The sequence below is a fragment of the Pseudomonas sp. B6002 genome, assembly GCF_013385985.1.
Taxonomy (GTDB): Bacteria; Pseudomonadota; Gammaproteobacteria; order Pseudomonadales; family Pseudomonadaceae; genus Aquipseudomonas.
The window spans coordinates 46,792-62,726 of sequence record NZ_JACAOY010000021.1 but is presented as its reverse complement, the minus strand read 5'-3'; the positions used below and the strand labels follow the sequence as shown (position 1 = coordinate 62,726).

Here is a 15,935-nt window from a genome sequence, read left to right as displayed (position 1 = left end):
GGCTCCCGCCAACCCAAAGATCGGCCAAGGGTTCGGCTTTTGCCGGGTGGCGTCAAGGGGAGTACGCCAATAGGGGAATTGGCTGACATGAACACCCTGTTTAAGGTTGCCATCATTCAGCGGGAAACATATCCCGCGACATTCAGACGTTTCGTTTCTGCCTCACACCAAAAACAACGACAGAGGATAACGATATGAGCACTTCCCCCACGCCAGACGGCGTGCTGAAACCCACCTTGAGTGTCTTCGACGTGGTCGCCATTACCGTTTCGGCGGTGACCCCGGCCAGTTCCGTATTCGTGATTGCGCCCTTTGCCATCCAGCAGGCCGGCAGCGGTGTGTTCCTGGCCTTTGTGATGGCCGCCGTGCTCGCGCTGATGTTTGCCTTTTGCTACGCGGAGCTGGGTCGGGCCCATAACAGCGCAGGCGGTGAATACGTGTACGCCAAGCGCGTGTTTGGCGGCATGGCCGGGTATGCGACGTTTTTGACGGTGCTGGTGATGCTGCTGTTTATTCCCCCGGTATTGGCCACCGGGGCGGCGACTTACTTGAACAACGCCCTGGGCACAAAATTCGATTCACAAACCGTCGCCCTGGTCATCGTGGTGTGCAGCTACGCCTTGGGCATCCTCAATATCAAGCTCAATGCCTGGATCACCGGCACCTGCCTGTTGCTTGAAGTGGCGGCGCTGTTGGTGATCGTGTTTCTCGGTTTCGGCAACCCGGTGCAGCCAGCCAGCGTGTTGTTCCAGCCGCAGATCGTCGAAAACGGCGTGCTGCACCTGGCGCCCTGGGCCTTGGTCATCGGTGCCGTGGGCATCGGCCTGTTCTCGTTCAATGGCTACGGCCCGGCCGTGCTGCTGGCCGAAGACATGAAATGTGGCGGCAAAGGCGTGCACAAAGCCGTGTTGTGGTCGTTGGGGCTGGTGGTGGTGATCGAACTGGTGCCGATCACCGCGCTGCTGATCGGCGCGCCGTCCCTGAGTGCGATGATCAGCAGCCCCGACCCCATCGGCTACCTGCTCACCAGCCACGGCAACGAAACCCTGTCACGCCTGGTCAGCGCCGGGATCTTCCTGTCGGTGTTCAATGCGATTGTCGCCATCGTCATCCAGATCGGCCGCGTGGTGTTCAGCAGTGGCCGCGATGCGCTGTGGACGCCAGGCATCAACAAGCTGTTTACCCGTATTCACCCGCGCTGGGATTCGCCGTGGTTGGCTACGCTGTTCCTGGCGATCCCCTCGGCTCTGTTGAGTTTCAGCTCCAACCTGGCGGACCTCACCTCGTTCAGCGTATTGCTGATCATGCTGGTGTACCTGGTGGTGGCGTTGAGCGCCTTGATGAGCCGGGTATTGCTGCGCGATCGCGAGCATCCCTATCGCATGCCGCTGTGGCCGGTTCCCGCGTTGCTGGCAGTGCTGGGCGCGGGCTACCTGCTGGTGACCCTGGTGGTGGCGGCGTCGGTACGCGACATCATGATCATCATCGGCTTGCTGGCCCTGTCGGTGATTCTGTATTGCATCAGTGGCCGGTTGAGTCCGGCGTTTCAGAAATTGTAAGGAGTGGTTATGCGCGCACGTCAATTGGGCATCACCTTGGGGCTGGGTACGCCCGGCGAATTGAATGCCATCACCGATGTTCCGGGGGTTCGGGTCGGTCACAGCACCCTCAAGACGCGTGTCGACGGCAAGCACGTGCGCACCGGGGTGACGGTGGTGCAGCCGCGTGCCGGGGAGGCGCGGCAGCAACCCTGTTTTGCCGGGTACCACGTGCTCAATGGCAACGGCGATGCCACGGGCCTGGAATGGATCAGCGAGGCGGGCCTGTTGACCTCGCCGCTGGCCATCACCAACACCCACAGCATCGGCATCGTGCGCGACGCCCTGATCGCCCTGGAGCGTGAGCGCCTGGCGGACCCGGCGGTGTACTGGTGCATGCCGGTGGTGATGGAAACCTACGACGGCCTGCTCAATGACATCTGGGGTCAGCACGTCAAACCCGACCATGTGCGCCAAGCCCTGGAGAGTGCCGAAGGCGGCCCGGTGCAGGAAGGCGCGGTGGGCGGTGGCACCGGCATGATCTGCCACGAATTCAAGGGCGGCATCGGCACGGCATCGCGGCGCCTGACGACCGAGCAGGGCGGCTGGACCGTCGGCGTGCTGGTGCAGGCCAACCATGGCAAGCGCCAGGAGCTGCGGGTGGATGGCTACCCGGTGGGGCGCAGGTTGATGGACATCCCGTCGCCGTTCGCGGAGCGTGGCACGCCAGGCATGGGCTCGATTGTGGTGATCATCGCCACTGACGCACCGTTGCTGCCTCACCAATGCAAGCGCCTGGCCCAGCGCGCGTCCATCGGCATTGCGCGCACAGGTGGCGGCACCGAGGATTCCAGCGGCGATCTGTTCCTGGCGTTCGCCACCGGCAATACGGCATTGCCGCCTGCCGATTACGGGCGCAAGGATTTGCCCCTGAGTACCGAACTGCAGATGGTCAACAACGACCACATTTCCCCGCTGTTCAGCGCCGCCGCCGAGGCCGTGGAGGAGGCGATCATCAATGCCGTCCTGGCCGGGGAAGACATGCTCACTGACGACGGTGTGACGGTGCCGGGCTTGAAAGCCGAGACTTTATTAGAGGCATTGCGCACAACGGGCTGGAGTGTGTCCCGGTAATAGGGGGCAACTCTCATTATTATGATAACTAGTGGCTCTTTAATGTTGCCAATGACACCGTGACAATATATTGGATCCATTAATTAACGCCGCCATTAGAGTGGCGCGGCTTTAGCGGTATTTAATATTTAAATAAGGGGTGGATGTTTTTTGTCGGACAAAATCAAGTGCGCCCAGCAAATACTGGATTTGAATTGCGAGAGGTATTAGTTGGCCAGTTTTTTAAGCCGGAAATAGATGTAGACGAATGATTTCAAGTTGTGTCAGTTTTCTTACGCCTTCAAAAGAGGCGAGTGATAGGACGATCTCGCCCGCGGGGTTCCTATCGAACAAAGACTGATGCACTTGCAAACAAGGAAGTACGTTTATGTCAAAAGTAAAAGACAAAGCTATTGTATCTGCCGCGCAAGCCAGCACCGCGTACTCGCAAATCGATAGCTTCAGCCATCTGTACGACCGTGGCGGTAACCTCACGGTCAATGGCAAACCGTCCTACTCCGTGGACCAGGCAGCCACCCAGCTGCTGCGGGACGGCGCCGCGTACCGGGACGTTGATGGCAACGGCAAGATCGACCTGACCTACACCTTCCTCACCTCGGCTTCCTCGAGCACCATGAACAAACATGGCATCTCCGGGTTCAGCCAGTTCAACGCCCAGCAGAAAGCACAGGCCGCACTGGCCATGCAATCCTGGTCGGACGTGGCCAACGTGACCTTCACCGAGAAGGCCACCGGCGGCGACGCACATATGACTTTCGGCAACTACAGCGGTGGCCAGGACGGCGCAGCCGCCTTCGCTTACCTACCCGGCACCGGCGCAGGCTACGACGGCACTTCGTGGTACCTGACCAACAGCAGCTACACGCCGAACAAGACGCCGGACCTCAACAACTACGGCCGGCAGACCCTGACCCACGAAATCGGCCACACCCTGGGCCTGGCCCACCCTGGCGACTACAACGCCGGGAACGGTAACCCGACCTACAACGACGCGACCTATGGACAGGACACGCGCGGCTACAGCGTCATGAGTTACTGGAGCGAGAGCAACACCAACCAGAACTTCAGCAAAGGCGGCGTCGAGGCTTACGCTTCGGGCCCGCTGATCGACGACATTGCCGCGATCCAGAAGCTCTACGGCGCCAACTACAGCACCCGCGCCGGTGACACCACCTACGGGTTCAACTCCAACACCGGGCGTGATTTCTACAGCGCTACGTCCAACGCCGACAAGCTGGTGTTCTCGGTTTGGGACGGCGGTGGCAACGACACCCTGGACTTCTCCGGTTTCACCCAGAACCAGAAGATCAACCTCAATGAGGCCTCGTTCTCCGACGTTGGCGGCCTGGTGGGCAACGTGTCCATCGCCAAGGGCGTCACCATCGAGAACGCCTTCGGCGGTTCGGGCAATGACCTGATCATCGGCAACAATGCGGCGAACGTCATCAAGGGCGGCGCCGGCAACGACATCATCTATGGCGGTGGCGGTGCGGACCAACTGTGGGGCGGTGCCGGCAACGACACCTTCGTCTACGGGGCCAGCTCGGACTCCAAGCCTGGGGCGTCGGACAAGATCTTTGACTTCACCTCGGGTTCGGACAAGATCGACCTGTCCGGCATTACCAAAGGTGCAGGCCTGACCTTCGTCAATGCGTTTACCGGGCACGCAGGGGATGCTGTACTGACCTACGCGGCAGGTACCAACCTGGGTACATTGGCAGTCGACTTCTCGGGTCACGGTGTGGCGGATTTCCTCGTCACCACCGTCGGCCAGGCAGCCGTCAGCGATATCGTGGCGTGATGTAAAGCGCGCGGCGCCTCGGCGCCGCGCACTGGGAAGGAGCTGGAAATGCCACGTTTTTCTCATTTGATCGCCTGTGTTTCACAGGTGTTGTTCGTGTCGGCAGGAGCCCACGCAATGGCGAGCAGTCTCGTTTTACCCACCACCGCGCAATTGGCCGGGCACTGGGCGTTGAAGCAGCAGGACCAGGTCTGTGCCCTTGACCTCTTGGAGCAGGCCAACGCCCTGGGCGGCGATGTGGCCTGTGCAACCCAATGGCTGGGCGACAAGCCCCTGAGCTGGTCACCGACGCCGGATGGGATCTGGCTGATGAATGCCGAAGGCACCGGCATTACCCATTTGAACCGCCAGAAAGAAGGCGAATACCAAGGGCGCACTCCGTCGGGCACCCTCCTGATATTGCAGCGCACGCCTTAGTTGTTCGTTATAAACATATAACTTGATTTTATTAGTTGGCTGTCCCCTGTTTCGGGGGTGGGCAACTATTGCGCGCAATTAGGTTCAAGGAAGATCAAAACATATGGCCAAGCCCCATGCCGTTGCGCCCTTGTTCAAGGCGCTGGGTGAATACAAGAGCATTTTGATCAGCATTGGCTGTTTCACCGCATTGATTAACCTGTTGATGCTGGTACCGTCGATTTACATGCTGCAAGTGTATGACCGCGTACTGTCCTCCCAGAATGAAACCACCCTGGTGATGTTGACGTTGATGGTCGTGGGCTTCTTTGCCTTTATTGGCACCCTGGAAGTCATCCGCAGTTTTATCGTGATCCGTATCGGCAGCCAGTTGGAGCGGCGTTTCAACTTGCGCGTCTACAAAGCCGCGTTCGAGCGCAACCTGCAACGCGGCCAGGGGCATGCCGGGCAATCCCTGGGCGACCTGACCCACTTGCGCCAGTTCATCACCGGGCCTGCGCTGTTCGCGTTCTTCGACGCGCCGTGGTTTCCCATCTACCTGTTCGTGATTTTCCTGTTCAACGTGTGGCTGGGCGTATTGGCCACGGCGGGCGCCGTGCTGCTGATCGGCCTGGCGTGCCTCAATGAATACATGACCAAGAAACCGTTGGGGGAGGCCAGTGGCTTCTCCCAGCAGTCCACGCAACTGGCCACCAGCCATTTGCACAACGCCGAGACGATCCAGGCCATGGGCATGCTCGGTGCGTTGCGCAAACGCTGGTTTGCCGTGCATTCGCAATTCCTCGGCTTGCAGAACCGGGCCAGCGATACCGGCTCGGTGATCACCTCGCTGAGCAAATCCTTGCGCCTGTGCCTGCAATCGTTGGTGCTTGGCCTGGGCGCGCTGCTGGTAATCAAGGGCGACATGACCGCCGGGATGATGATCGCCGGTTCGATCCTGATGGGGCGCGTGCTCAGCCCCATCGACCAGTTGATCGCGGTGTGGAAGCAATGGAGTTCGGCAAAGCTGGCCTACCAGCGCCTGGATGACCTGTTGCGCGAGTTTCCCCCGGAAGGTGAACAGATGGCGTTGCCGGCGCCCAAGGGGCAGGTGAGTTTCGAGCAGGTCAGTGCCGGGCCGCCCGGGCGGCGCGTGGCGACCTTGCAGCAAGTCAGCTTCAACTTGGGGGCCGGTGAAGTGCTGGGTGTGCTCGGCGCCTCGGGTTCGGGCAAGTCCACCCTGGCCCGCGTGTTGGTAGGTGTGTGGCCGACCCTGGCGGGCATCGTGCGCCTGGACGGTGCCGACATCCACCGTTGGGACCGTGACGACCTCGGCCCGCACATTGGTTACTTGCCCCAGGACATCGAACTGTTCAGCGGCAGCATCGCAGACAACATTGCGCGCTTTCGCGACGCCGACCCCGAGCAGGTGGTCAAGGCGGCTCAACAAGCCGGGGTGCATGAGCTGATCCTGCGCTTGCCCCAGGGCTACGACACCGTGTTGGGGGACAACGGTGGCGGCCTGTCGGGCGGCCAGAAACAACGGGTGGCACTCGCCCGTGCCCTGTACGGCGCGCCGCGCCTGATCGTGCTGGACGAACCCAACTCCAACCTCGACACCGTCGGCGAAGCCGCCCTGGCCAGCGCCATCGTGCAGATGAAAGCCCAGGGCAGCAGCGTGGTGCTGGTCACCCATCGCTCTTCGGCGTTGGCCCAGGCCGACAAGTTGCTGGTGCTTAACGAAGGGCGCCTGCAGGCGTTTGGGCCGAGCCAGGAGGTGCTGCGCGCCTTGTCCGGCCAGCAGGAACCCCCACGGGAAAAGGCTGGCGTAAGCCTCAGCCGTCAGTATCAAGCCGCAAGGAACCCCGGCGCATGAGCAGCCTTACTGTTGAACCGCGTTTTGAACAACGCGACGCACGCTTTTTTGTCCGCATGGGCTGGCTGCTGACCGTGGTCGGTGCGGGTGGCTTCTTTTTGTGGGCCAGCCTGGCACCGTTGGACCAGGGCATTCCGGTGCAGGGCACGGTGGTGGTCTCGGGCAAGCGCAAGGCCGTGCAAACCCTCAGCCCTGGCGTGGTCAGCCGGATCCTGGTGCGCGAAGGCGAAGCGGTGAAGCAGGGCCAGCCGCTGTTCCGGCTCGACCAGACCCAGAACCAGGCCGACGTGCAATCGCTGCAGGCCCAATACCGCATGGCCTGGGCCAGCGTCGCCCGTTGGCAGAGCGAGCGCGACAACCGTGCCAGCATTACCTTTCCCGCCGAGTTGAGTAGCGACCCCGACCCGGCGCTGGCGCTGGTGCTGGAAGGCCAGCGCCAACTGTTCAGCAGCCGTCGCGAGGCATTTGCCCGCGAGCAGGCCGGCATTCGCGCAAACATCGACGGTGCCACCGCGCAACTGGGCGGCATGCGCCGTGCGCGCAGCGACCTGACCGCCCAGGCCCAATCCCTGCGCGATCAACTGAGCAACCTGCAACCTTTGGCCGACAACGGCTACATCCCGCGCAACCGCTTGATGGAATACCAGCGCCAGCTGTCCCAGGTGCAACAGGATCTCGCACAGAACACCGGCGAAAGCGGCCGCGTGGAGCAGGGCATAGTTGAATCGCGCCTCAAGCTGCAGCAACACAGCGAGGAGTACCAGAAGGACGTGCGCAGCCAACTGGCCGACGCGCAATTGCGCAGCCTGACCCTGGAGCAGCAACTGACCTCGGCCGGCTTCGACCTGCAACACAGCGAGATCAATGCACCGGCCGACGGCATTGCGGTCAACCTGGGTGTGCACACCGAAGGCGCCGTGGTGCGCGCGGGCGAAACCTTGCTTGAAATCGTGCCCCAGGGCACACGCCTGGAAGTGGAAGGGCATTTGCCGGTGCACCTGGTGGACAAGGTGGGCACCCACTTGCCGGTGGACATTCTGTTCACCGCCTTCAACCAGAGCCGTACACCGCGCGTGCCGGGGGAGGTGAGCCTGATCTCTGCCGACCAGATGCTCGATGAAAAAACCGGTGCGCCGTATTACGTATTGCGCACCACCGTCAGCGAGGCCGCGTTGGAGAAACTCCACGGCCTGGTGATCAAGCCGGGCATGCCCGCCGAGATGTTTGTGCGCACCGGCGAGCGTTCGCTGCTCAATTACCTGTTCAAGCCGCTGCTCGATCGCGCCGGTTCTGCGTTGACCGAGGAATGAGCATGAAACCTGTGTTCTTCGCCTTATTGCTTCTGTGCTCCAGCGCCGAGGCGGCCATGGGGCCGTTTGATGTGTACGAGCAAGCCTTGCGCAACGACCCGGTGTTCCTCGGTGCCATCAAGGAGCGCGATGCCGGCCTGGAAAACCGCACAATCGGCCGGGCCGGCCTGCTGCCCAAGCTGTCCTACAACTACAACAAAGGCCGCAATAACTCCCAGGCCACCTTGCCCGACGGGCGCGGCGGCAATTACCACGATGACCGCAACTACAGCAGCTACGGGTCCACGTTCAGCCTGCAGCAGCCGTTGTTCGACTACGAAGCCTACGCCAACTACCGCAAAGGCGTAGCCCAGGCGCTGTTTGCCGACGAAAGCTTTCGCGACAAGAGCCAGGCGCTGTTGGTGCGAGTGCTGACCTATTACACCCAGGCGCTGTTTGCCCAGGACCAGATCGACATCGCCCGCGCCAAGAAGAAGGCCTTCGAGCAGCAGTTCCAGCAGAACCGTCACCTGTTCCAGCAGGGCGAGGGTACCCGCACCGACATTCTGGAAGCAGAGTCTCGCTATGAACTGGCCACCGCCGAAGAGATCCAGGCCCTGGATGAACAGGATGCATCGCTGCGCGAGCTGGGCGCGTTGATCGGTGTGCAAAGCGTGAATATCCAGGACCTGGCGCCGCTCAACCCGAGCTTTGCCGCGTTCGCCCTGGCACCGGCCAACTACGACAGCTGGCACGAGCTGGCGCTCAGTAATAACCCGACGCTGGCTTCCCAGCGCCAAGCGGTGGAGGTGGCGCATTACGAGGTGGAGCGTAACCGCGCCGGGCATTTGCCCAAGATCACTGCGTATGCCAGCTCACGCCAGCAGGAATCCGACAGCGGCAACACCTACAACCAACGCTACGACACCAACACCATCGGCGTGGAAGTCAGCATGCCGTTGTATGCCGGTGGCGGCGTTTCCGCTTCGACGCGCCAGGCCAGCCGCGCCATGGAGCAGGCCGAGTACGAGCTGGAAGGCAAGACCCGCGAAACCCTGATCGAACTGCGCCGCCAGTTCAGCGCCTGTCTGTCGGGCGTCAGCAAGTTGCGCGCCTATCAGAAGGCCCTGGCCTCGGCCGAAGCGTTGGTGGTGTCGACCAAGCAAAGCATCCTCGGTGGCGAGCGGGTCAACCTCGATGCGTTGAACGCCGAACAGCAGCTCTACAGCACCCGTCGCGACCTGGCCCAGGCGCGTTACGACTACCTGATGGCCTGGACCAAATTGCATTACTACGCCGGCAACTTGCGCGACACCGACCTGGCCAAGGTGGACGAAGCCTTCGGCCATTGATGTTCCGTAGGAGCCGGCTTGCCGGCGATAGGGTGTCCCGCACGCCGCAATCGCCAGCAAGCCGGCGCCCACAGTGGGGTTTGTACAACAACAAAAAGAGGCGCTGCGATGGGAATCTTCGACTATAAAAACCTCGGCTCCGAGGGCTCCAAAGCGTTGTTTGCCGATGCCATGGCGATCACGCTGTATTCCTACCACAACCTGGATAACGGCTTTGCCGTGGGCTACCAGCACAACGGCCTGGGGCTCGGCTTGCCGGCCACCTTGGTCGGTGCGCTGCTGGGCAGTACCGATTCCCAGGGGGTGATCCCGGGCATTCCCTGGAACCCGGACTCGGAAAAAGCTGCGTTGGAAGCCGTGCAAAAAGCCGGTTGGACGCCGATCAGTGCGAGCACCCTGGGTTACACCGGCAAGGTGGATGCGCGAGGCACGTTCTTCGGTGAAAAGGCTGGCTACACCACCGCGCAAGTCGAGGTGCTGGGCAAGTACGATGACGCCGGCAAGCTGCTGGAAATCGGCATCGGCTTTCGTGGCACCTCGGGCCCACGGGAAACCTTGATCAGCGATTCCATCGGTGACCTGGTCAGTGACCTGCTGGCGGCGCTGGGGCCCAAGGATTACGCCAAGAACTACAGCGGCGAGGCGTTTGGCAACTTGCTCAAGAACGTCGCTGACTATGCCAGCGCCCACGGCCTGAGCGGCAAGGACGTAGTCGTCAGCGGCCACAGCCTGGGCGGATTGGCCGTCAACAGCATGGCCGACTTGAGCAACAACAAGTGGTCGGGGTTCTACAAGGATGCCAACTACGTCGCCTATGCCTCGCCGACCCAGAGTGCCGGGGACAAGGTGCTCAATATCGGTTATGAAAACGACCCGGTGTTCCGTGCGCTGGATGGCTCATCGTTCAACCTGTCGTCGCTGGGCGTGCACGACAAACCCCACGAGTCGACCACCGACAACATCGTCAGCTTCAACGACCATTACGCGTCGACCTTGTGGAATGTGCTGCCATTTTCCATCGTCAACCTGCCCACCTGGATTTCCCATTTGCCTACCGGCTATGGCGATGGCATGACGCGTATTGTGGAATCCGAGTTTTACGACCAGATGACCCGCGATTCCACGGTAATCGTCGCCAACCTGTCCGATCCGGCGCGGGCCAACACCTGGGTGCAGGATCTCAACCGCAACGCCGAGCCCCATAAGGGCAATACCTTCATCATCGGCAGCGACGGCAATGACCTGATCCAGGGCGGCAAGGGCGCTGACTTCATCGAGGGCGGCAAGGGCAACGACACGATCCGCGACAACAGCGGCCACAACACCTTCCTGTTCAGCGGGCACTTTGGCAACGACCGCATCATCGGCTACCAGCCCACCGACACGCTGGTGTTCAAGGACGTGCAAGGCAGCACCGACCTGCGCGACCACGCCAAGGTGGTCGGCGCGGATACGGTGCTCACCTTTGGTAACGACTCGGTCACGCTGGTGGGCGTGGGTCATGGGGGCCTGTGGGCCGACGGTGTGGTGATCGGCTGATCAACGCCAGTGCTGCCCCCGCCAGCCACCCCAATAGGGCCGGTGGGGGTAGCCATAGCCGTAGCCGTAATAGTGATGCGGGTAGTAATAGGGCCGTGGGCCGTAACCCCAATGGCTGTAATAGACCGGTGGTGGCGGTTGCTGCACCACGATTACCCGGGGAGGTTGGCGGATGATGATGGTGTCGGCAAACGCCGGCGCGCTGGCCAGGGCCGCCAGGGTCAGGGGAATGAGTAAAAGAGCGCGTACCGTTCGGGACATGAGTGCCATGGCCGTCGTTCCTCCGTTCTGCCGCCTTCGACGTTGAAGGGGCTTACCGGTTAAACGTGGGGAGAGGGGCAAATCCTTCGGTAAATAAATCTTCACTGATCAGTGGTAAATGCACCGACGGATAACCCGGGGCTCACACGTTCAATGACTACCTGCGAGAGGTTTCGCGCGTCATGTGTGAGGAATTGAGCATGTCCCGACTTCGATTGTTACTCTGCGCCGTGGTGTTGTTGGGGTTGGGCGGGTGTGCGGTGTACCCGGCTTATCCGGGGCCATGCTGCTACCGGCCGTACTACCACTCCTACTACTACCATCCCTACTATCACCCGTATTACCACCCGTACTACCGGTATTGATCGAGATGCGCTTCAACAAAAAGCCCCGCAGATGCGGGGCTTTTTCATGTTCAGTTTTCCTTGCGGACGGTGGCGACGTCGGACGCCTTGACCCGCACGTGCTTGCCGGCGATGTCGATGAACTCATAGAAACCGTCAGCGGTGTTTGTCTTGGGCAAATCCTTGGTCAGGTACTGCGTACCGTTTTGCAGCGTCACGACGGTTTGCGTTGCGCAACCGGCCAAAACCAGAAAAGTGAGTGCAACCAGCGGCAGACCCAAATTCTTCATGCTCATAACCCTACCTTTAACCTTGAAGAGACCCGCACCAGAGGGCCGCGGGCAACAAATGTTACGCGATCAATGCTTGTATCTGATCACTTTAAAACTAAAAGTTGCGCGCGCCACTTATCTATTACCGATTGCAACAACGCCTTTGGGGCGGCAATCTGTATGCATAACCAGTGTCCGAATACCCCGTGAAATGGCCAATCCCCTCGACGATCCGCTCTATTACCTGCATAACTTCCGCCAGGTGCTGCTCTGGCTGGGGCAACGTTATGCCGATTTGCTCGCCCCTGACGAACAGCATTTCATTCAGCATTTTGACAGCTTGCCCCAGGCGTCCCAGGCGTTATTGGTGCGCATGGTGATGCGCAAGGGCATGCATTTTCGGGCGAGCAAACTCAATTACGTGGAAGTCGGCTGCACTCACGCGGCAACCGCACCGCTGGTGCAGTTGGGTTGGGTGGATGAGCACAGCCCGCTGACCTTTGAAACACTGTTCGCCTTGCTGCAAAAAGGCGAGGTCTTGGCAGCCTTCAAGCCGTGGATTGAGCAGCCCAAGGCCAACAAGGCCGATTGGCTCGAGGCCTTGGCCGCACAGTTCACCGAGCTTCGCAGCTTTACCCAGTGGTGCCCGCACACCACCGACACGCTGTACAGCCTCACCGTGATGGACCTGTGCGACCGCCTGCGCCTGATGTTCTTCGGCAACCTGCATCAGGACTGGTCCGAGTTCGTGCTGGCCGACCTGGGCATCTACACCTACGAAAAAGTCGAGTTCTGCGCCGAGTCCCGTGGCTTGCGCAGCCGTGACGACGTGCACGGCTACCTGTTCCTGCACGGGTGTCAGCAGGCGTTTGAAGCCGGGCTGGCACTCGACCAGGTGTTGGCTCACATCGCCACGCTGAACACCGACAACCCCTGGCTGGAAAAACGCCGCGCCAAGCTGTTGTTCCAGATCGGCCAGTACTGCGAACGCAGCGCCGAGTTGGACCTGGCCGAGCAGATTTACCGGCAATGCGCCTATCCCGGTGCGCGTTCGCGGCTGATCCGCGTGCTGGAGCGCCGCGAGGACTATGCCCAGGCCATGGCCCTGGCCTGTGCCGCACAGCAGGCCCCGGAAAGCGCCGCTGAACAGCAGCACCTGTTGCGCGTTTTGCCCCGGCTGCGACGCAAGCTGGGTGAGCCACCGTTACCCAAGGCCAAACCCCGGGCGGTTACCCGGCTGGATCTCGCGCTGGCGCCTCCCGATGAACTGATGTCAGTGGAATATTGCGTGCAAGCGCACCTGAACGAGCCGGACGCGCCGGTGCATTATGTCGAGAATGGCCTGATCAACTCGCTGTTCGGCCTGCTGTGCTGGGAGGCGATTTTCGCACCGTTGCCGGGTTCGTTTTTCCACCCGTTCCAACGCGGCCCGGCAGACCTGCACAGCGAAGACTTCCACCTGCGCCGCGCCGCGCTGTTCGCCGCCTGTTTCGAGCAACTGCAGGATGAACGCTACAAGGCCACCATCCGTCAGCGCTATATCGACAAGTGGGGCATCCAGTCGCCGTTCGTGTTCTGGAACCTGCTCAGCGACGAACTGCTGGAGCAAGCCCTGGCCTGTCTGCCCGCCGAGCACCTGCGCTACTGGTTCGAGCGCCTGCTGCTGGACATTCGCGCCAACCGCGCCGGCATGCCGGACCTGATCCAGTTCTGGCCGGCCCAAAAGACCTACCGCATGATCGAGGTCAAGGGCCCGGGCGACCGTCTGCAAGACAACCAACTGCGCTGGCTGGAATTCTGCGGCGAATACCAGATGCCCGTGACGGTGTGTTATGTGCGCTGGGCAGAGCCCGCTTGAGCTACAGCGTGGCGGTGCGAGCGCTGTGTGAGTTCACGGCCAAGGTGGGCGACCTGGACCTGCGCTTTACTCCGTCGCCCAGTGCCCAGGAAGGTATCGTCGGCCACCGCACCGTGGCCTCGCGGCGCAGTGCGCACTACCAGAACGAAGTGGCGCTGGAAGGCGAGTACCTGCAACTCAAGGTACGGGGCAGGGCAGACGGCTACGACCCGGACGCCAATCGCCTGGAAGAAGTGAAGACCTATCGCGGCGACCTCGACGCCCAGCCCGCCAACCACCGGCAACTGCACTGGGCCCAGGTCAAGGTGTACGGCTGGTTGATGTGCCAGAAGCTGGGGCTCGACACCATCGACCTGGCGCTGGTGTACTTCGACATCGTCGGCGAGGGCGAGACCCTGCTGAACCAGCGCTACCCGGCGGCCGAATTGGAGGTCTTCTTCAATCAGCAATGTGCGCTGTTCCTCGACTGGGCCACGCAGGAAATGCAGCATCGCGACGCACGCAACAGCGCAGCCACCACCTTGGCGTTTCCCCATGCCGCGTTCCGCCCCGGCCAGCGCGTGCTGGCCGAATCGGTCTACAAAGCCGTGAGCACCGGCCGTTGCCTGATGGCCCAGGCGCCCACGGGTATCGGCAAGACCATCGGTACGATCTTCCCGCTGCTCAAGGCCCTGGCGCCCCAGCAACTGGACAAGGTGCTGTTCCTCACCGCCAAGACCCCGGGGCGCAAGTTGGCCCTGGACGCGGCGCAGGTGCTGTACGACAGCCGCCCTGACTTGCCGCTGCGGGTGCTGGAACTGGTGGCGCGGGACAAAGCCTGCGAACACCTGGACAAGGCCTGTCACGGCGATTCCTGCCCGTTGGCCAAGGGCTTTTACGATCGCCTGCCAGCTGCCCGTGAGGCGGCTTCCCAAGTGCGCCTGCTCGACCAGCGCAACCTGCGCGAGGTGGCCCTGGCCCATGACGTCTGCCCCTATTACCTGAGCCAGGAAATGGCGCGCTGGACCGACCTGGTGGTCGCTGACTACAACTACTATTTCGACTTCGGCGCCATGCTCTTCGGCCTGGCCCAGCTCAACCAATGGCGTGTTGCCGTGCTGGTGGACGAGGCGCATAACCTGGTGGAACGTGCGCGCTCGATGTACAGCGCCAGCCTCGACCAATACAGCCTCAAGACCCTGCGTGACACCGCCCCCGAAGCGCTGAAAAAGCCCCTGCAACGCCTCAACCGCGAGTGGAACGCGTTGCACAAAGAACAACTGGCGCCGTATCAGGCCTATGCCACGCGGCCCGACAAACTCCTGCAGGCCTTGAGCCTGTGTACCAGCGCCCTGGGCGACTACTTCAACGACCATCCTGACGCCCTCACCGGCGACCTGCAGGCGTTCTATTTCGAAGCCCTGCAATTTGCCAAGGTGGCGGAGCTGTTCAACGAACACTTCATCTTTGATATCAGCAAGCGCCAGTTCAGCGGCAAGCGCAGCAGCTCGACCCTGTGCCTGCGCAACGTGGTGCCGGCTGAATTCCTGCGGCCCAGGCTGACGGCGGCGCGCAGCAGCGTGCTGTTTTCCGCCACCTTGAGCCCACGGCACTACTACGCCGACCTGCTCGGCTTGCCGCCGGACACGGCGTGGGTCGACGTGGAGTCGCCGTTCAAGGCCGAGCAACTGACGGTGCGCATTGTCGACCAAGTGTCCACACGCTTTGCACACCGTGAGGCGTCGCTGGCGCCCATCGTCGCGTTGATCGCCGCCCAGTTCGCAAAAACGCCCGGTAACTACCTGGCGTTTTTCAGCAGCTTTGATTACCTGCAACAGGTGGCGCAGTTATTGGCCGAAACGCACCCGCAAATCCCCTTGTGGCAACAATCACGCGGCATGGCCGAGGCCGAGCGTCAGGCGTTCCTCGACCAGTTCACCGAGCACAGCCAGGGCATCGGTTTTGCCGTGCTCGGTGGCGCCTTCGGTGAAGGCATCGACCTGCCAGGCGCGCGCTTGATTGGTGCCTTTGTCGCCACCCTCGGGCTGCCGCAACTGAACCCGGTCAATGAGCAAATGAAGCTGCGCATGGGTGCCATCTTCGGCGCCGGCTACGACTACACCTATTTGTACCCGGGCCTGCAGAAGGTGGTGCAGGCCGCCGGCCGGGTGATCCGCAGCCAGCAGGACGAAGGCGTGGTGATGTTGATCGATGACCGCTTTGGCGAGCCACGGGTGCGCCAGTTGTTGCCGCAGTGGTGGGCAGTCGGTTGATGTATTCCTGGCATCAATGATGC

Annotated in this window: 13 protein-coding genes; 11 read left to right on the top strand and 2 right to left on the bottom strand. The window is 61.6% G+C overall.

Annotation, left to right across the window (positions count from 1 at the left end):
* Positions 1 to 194 precede the first annotated feature (194 nt).
* The 8 genes from HX792_RS23450 to HX792_RS23415 all read left to right on the top strand — a co-directional run bounded on the left by HX792_RS23450 (position 195) and on the right by HX792_RS23415 (position 10,925).
* Complete coding sequence (locus HX792_RS23450) at positions 195 to 1,559, top strand: APC family permease (RefSeq protein ID WP_176998324.1); 1,365 nt, start codon at positions 195 to 197, stop codon at positions 1,557 to 1,559.
* 9 nt (positions 1,560 to 1,568) lie between these two features.
* On the top strand, positions 1,569 to 2,672 hold the full coding sequence (locus tag HX792_RS23445) for a P1 family peptidase (protein ID WP_176998323.1): 1,104 nt from the start codon (positions 1,569 to 1,571) through the stop codon (positions 2,670 to 2,672).
* A gap of 367 nt (positions 2,673 to 3,039) precedes the next feature.
* Positions 3,040 to 4,473: a serralysin family metalloprotease gene (locus HX792_RS23440; protein ID WP_176998322.1), complete on the top strand. Its 1,434-nt coding sequence runs from the start codon at positions 3,040 to 3,042 to the stop codon at positions 4,471 to 4,473.
* A gap of 48 nt (positions 4,474 to 4,521) precedes the next feature.
* Entirely contained in the window at positions 4,522 to 4,890 is a 369-nt protein-coding gene (locus HX792_RS23435) for a protease inhibitor Inh/omp19 family protein (RefSeq protein ID WP_176998321.1), read from the top strand.
* A gap of 103 nt (positions 4,891 to 4,993) precedes the next feature.
* Positions 4,994 to 6,745 (top strand): type I secretion system permease/ATPase, encoded by a 1,752-nt coding sequence (locus HX792_RS23430; RefSeq protein ID WP_176998320.1) that lies wholly within the window; start codon positions 4,994 to 4,996, stop codon positions 6,743 to 6,745.
* A complete protein-coding gene (locus tag HX792_RS23425; RefSeq protein WP_176998319.1) occupies positions 6,742 to 8,055 on the top strand; it encodes an HlyD family type I secretion periplasmic adaptor subunit in 1,314 nt (437 codons plus the stop codon). The genes HX792_RS23430 and HX792_RS23425 overlap by 4 nt, the downstream gene beginning before the upstream one ends.
* A 2-nt stretch (positions 8,056 to 8,057) precedes the next feature.
* A complete protein-coding gene (locus tag HX792_RS23420) occupies positions 8,058 to 9,386 on the top strand; it encodes a TolC family outer membrane protein (protein WP_176998318.1) in 1,329 nt (442 codons plus the stop codon).
* Positions 9,387 to 9,494: 108 nt separating this feature from the next.
* The gene (locus HX792_RS23415) at positions 9,495 to 10,925 is read left to right on the top strand and encodes a lipase (protein ID WP_176998317.1); all 1,431 of its coding nucleotides are present in this window, start codon (positions 9,495 to 9,497) and stop codon (positions 10,923 to 10,925) included.
* Here HX792_RS23415 and HX792_RS23410 read toward each other — a convergent pair whose 3' ends face one another.
* On the bottom strand, positions 10,926 to 11,195 hold the full coding sequence (locus tag HX792_RS23410; protein ID WP_176998316.1) for a hypothetical protein: 270 nt from the start codon (positions 11,193 to 11,195) through the stop codon (positions 10,926 to 10,928). It abuts the gene before it with no gap.
* 191 nt (positions 11,196 to 11,386) lie between these two features.
* Here HX792_RS23410 and HX792_RS23405 point away from each other — a divergent pair, with 191 nt between their 5' ends.
* Positions 11,387 to 11,551, top strand: coding sequence for a hypothetical protein (locus tag HX792_RS23405; RefSeq protein WP_176998315.1), 165 nt, complete (start codon positions 11,387 to 11,389; stop codon positions 11,549 to 11,551).
* A gap of 50 nt (positions 11,552 to 11,601) precedes the next feature.
* Here HX792_RS23405 and HX792_RS23400 read toward each other — a convergent pair whose 3' ends face one another.
* Positions 11,602 to 11,826 (bottom strand): YgdI/YgdR family lipoprotein, encoded by a 225-nt coding sequence (locus tag HX792_RS23400; protein ID WP_176998314.1) that lies wholly within the window; start codon positions 11,824 to 11,826, stop codon positions 11,602 to 11,604.
* A 187-nt stretch (positions 11,827 to 12,013) separates the two neighbouring features.
* Between HX792_RS23400 and HX792_RS23395 the strand changes: the two genes are divergently transcribed.
* Complete coding sequence (locus HX792_RS23395) at positions 12,014 to 13,660, top strand: VRR-NUC domain-containing protein (RefSeq protein WP_176998313.1); 1,647 nt, start codon at positions 12,014 to 12,016, stop codon at positions 13,658 to 13,660.
* A complete protein-coding gene (locus tag HX792_RS23390) occupies positions 13,657 to 15,912 on the top strand; it encodes an ATP-dependent DNA helicase (protein ID WP_176998312.1) in 2,256 nt (751 codons plus the stop codon). Before HX792_RS23395 ends, HX792_RS23390 begins: the two co-directional genes overlap by 4 nt.
* Positions 15,913 to 15,935: the final 23 nt, after the last annotated feature.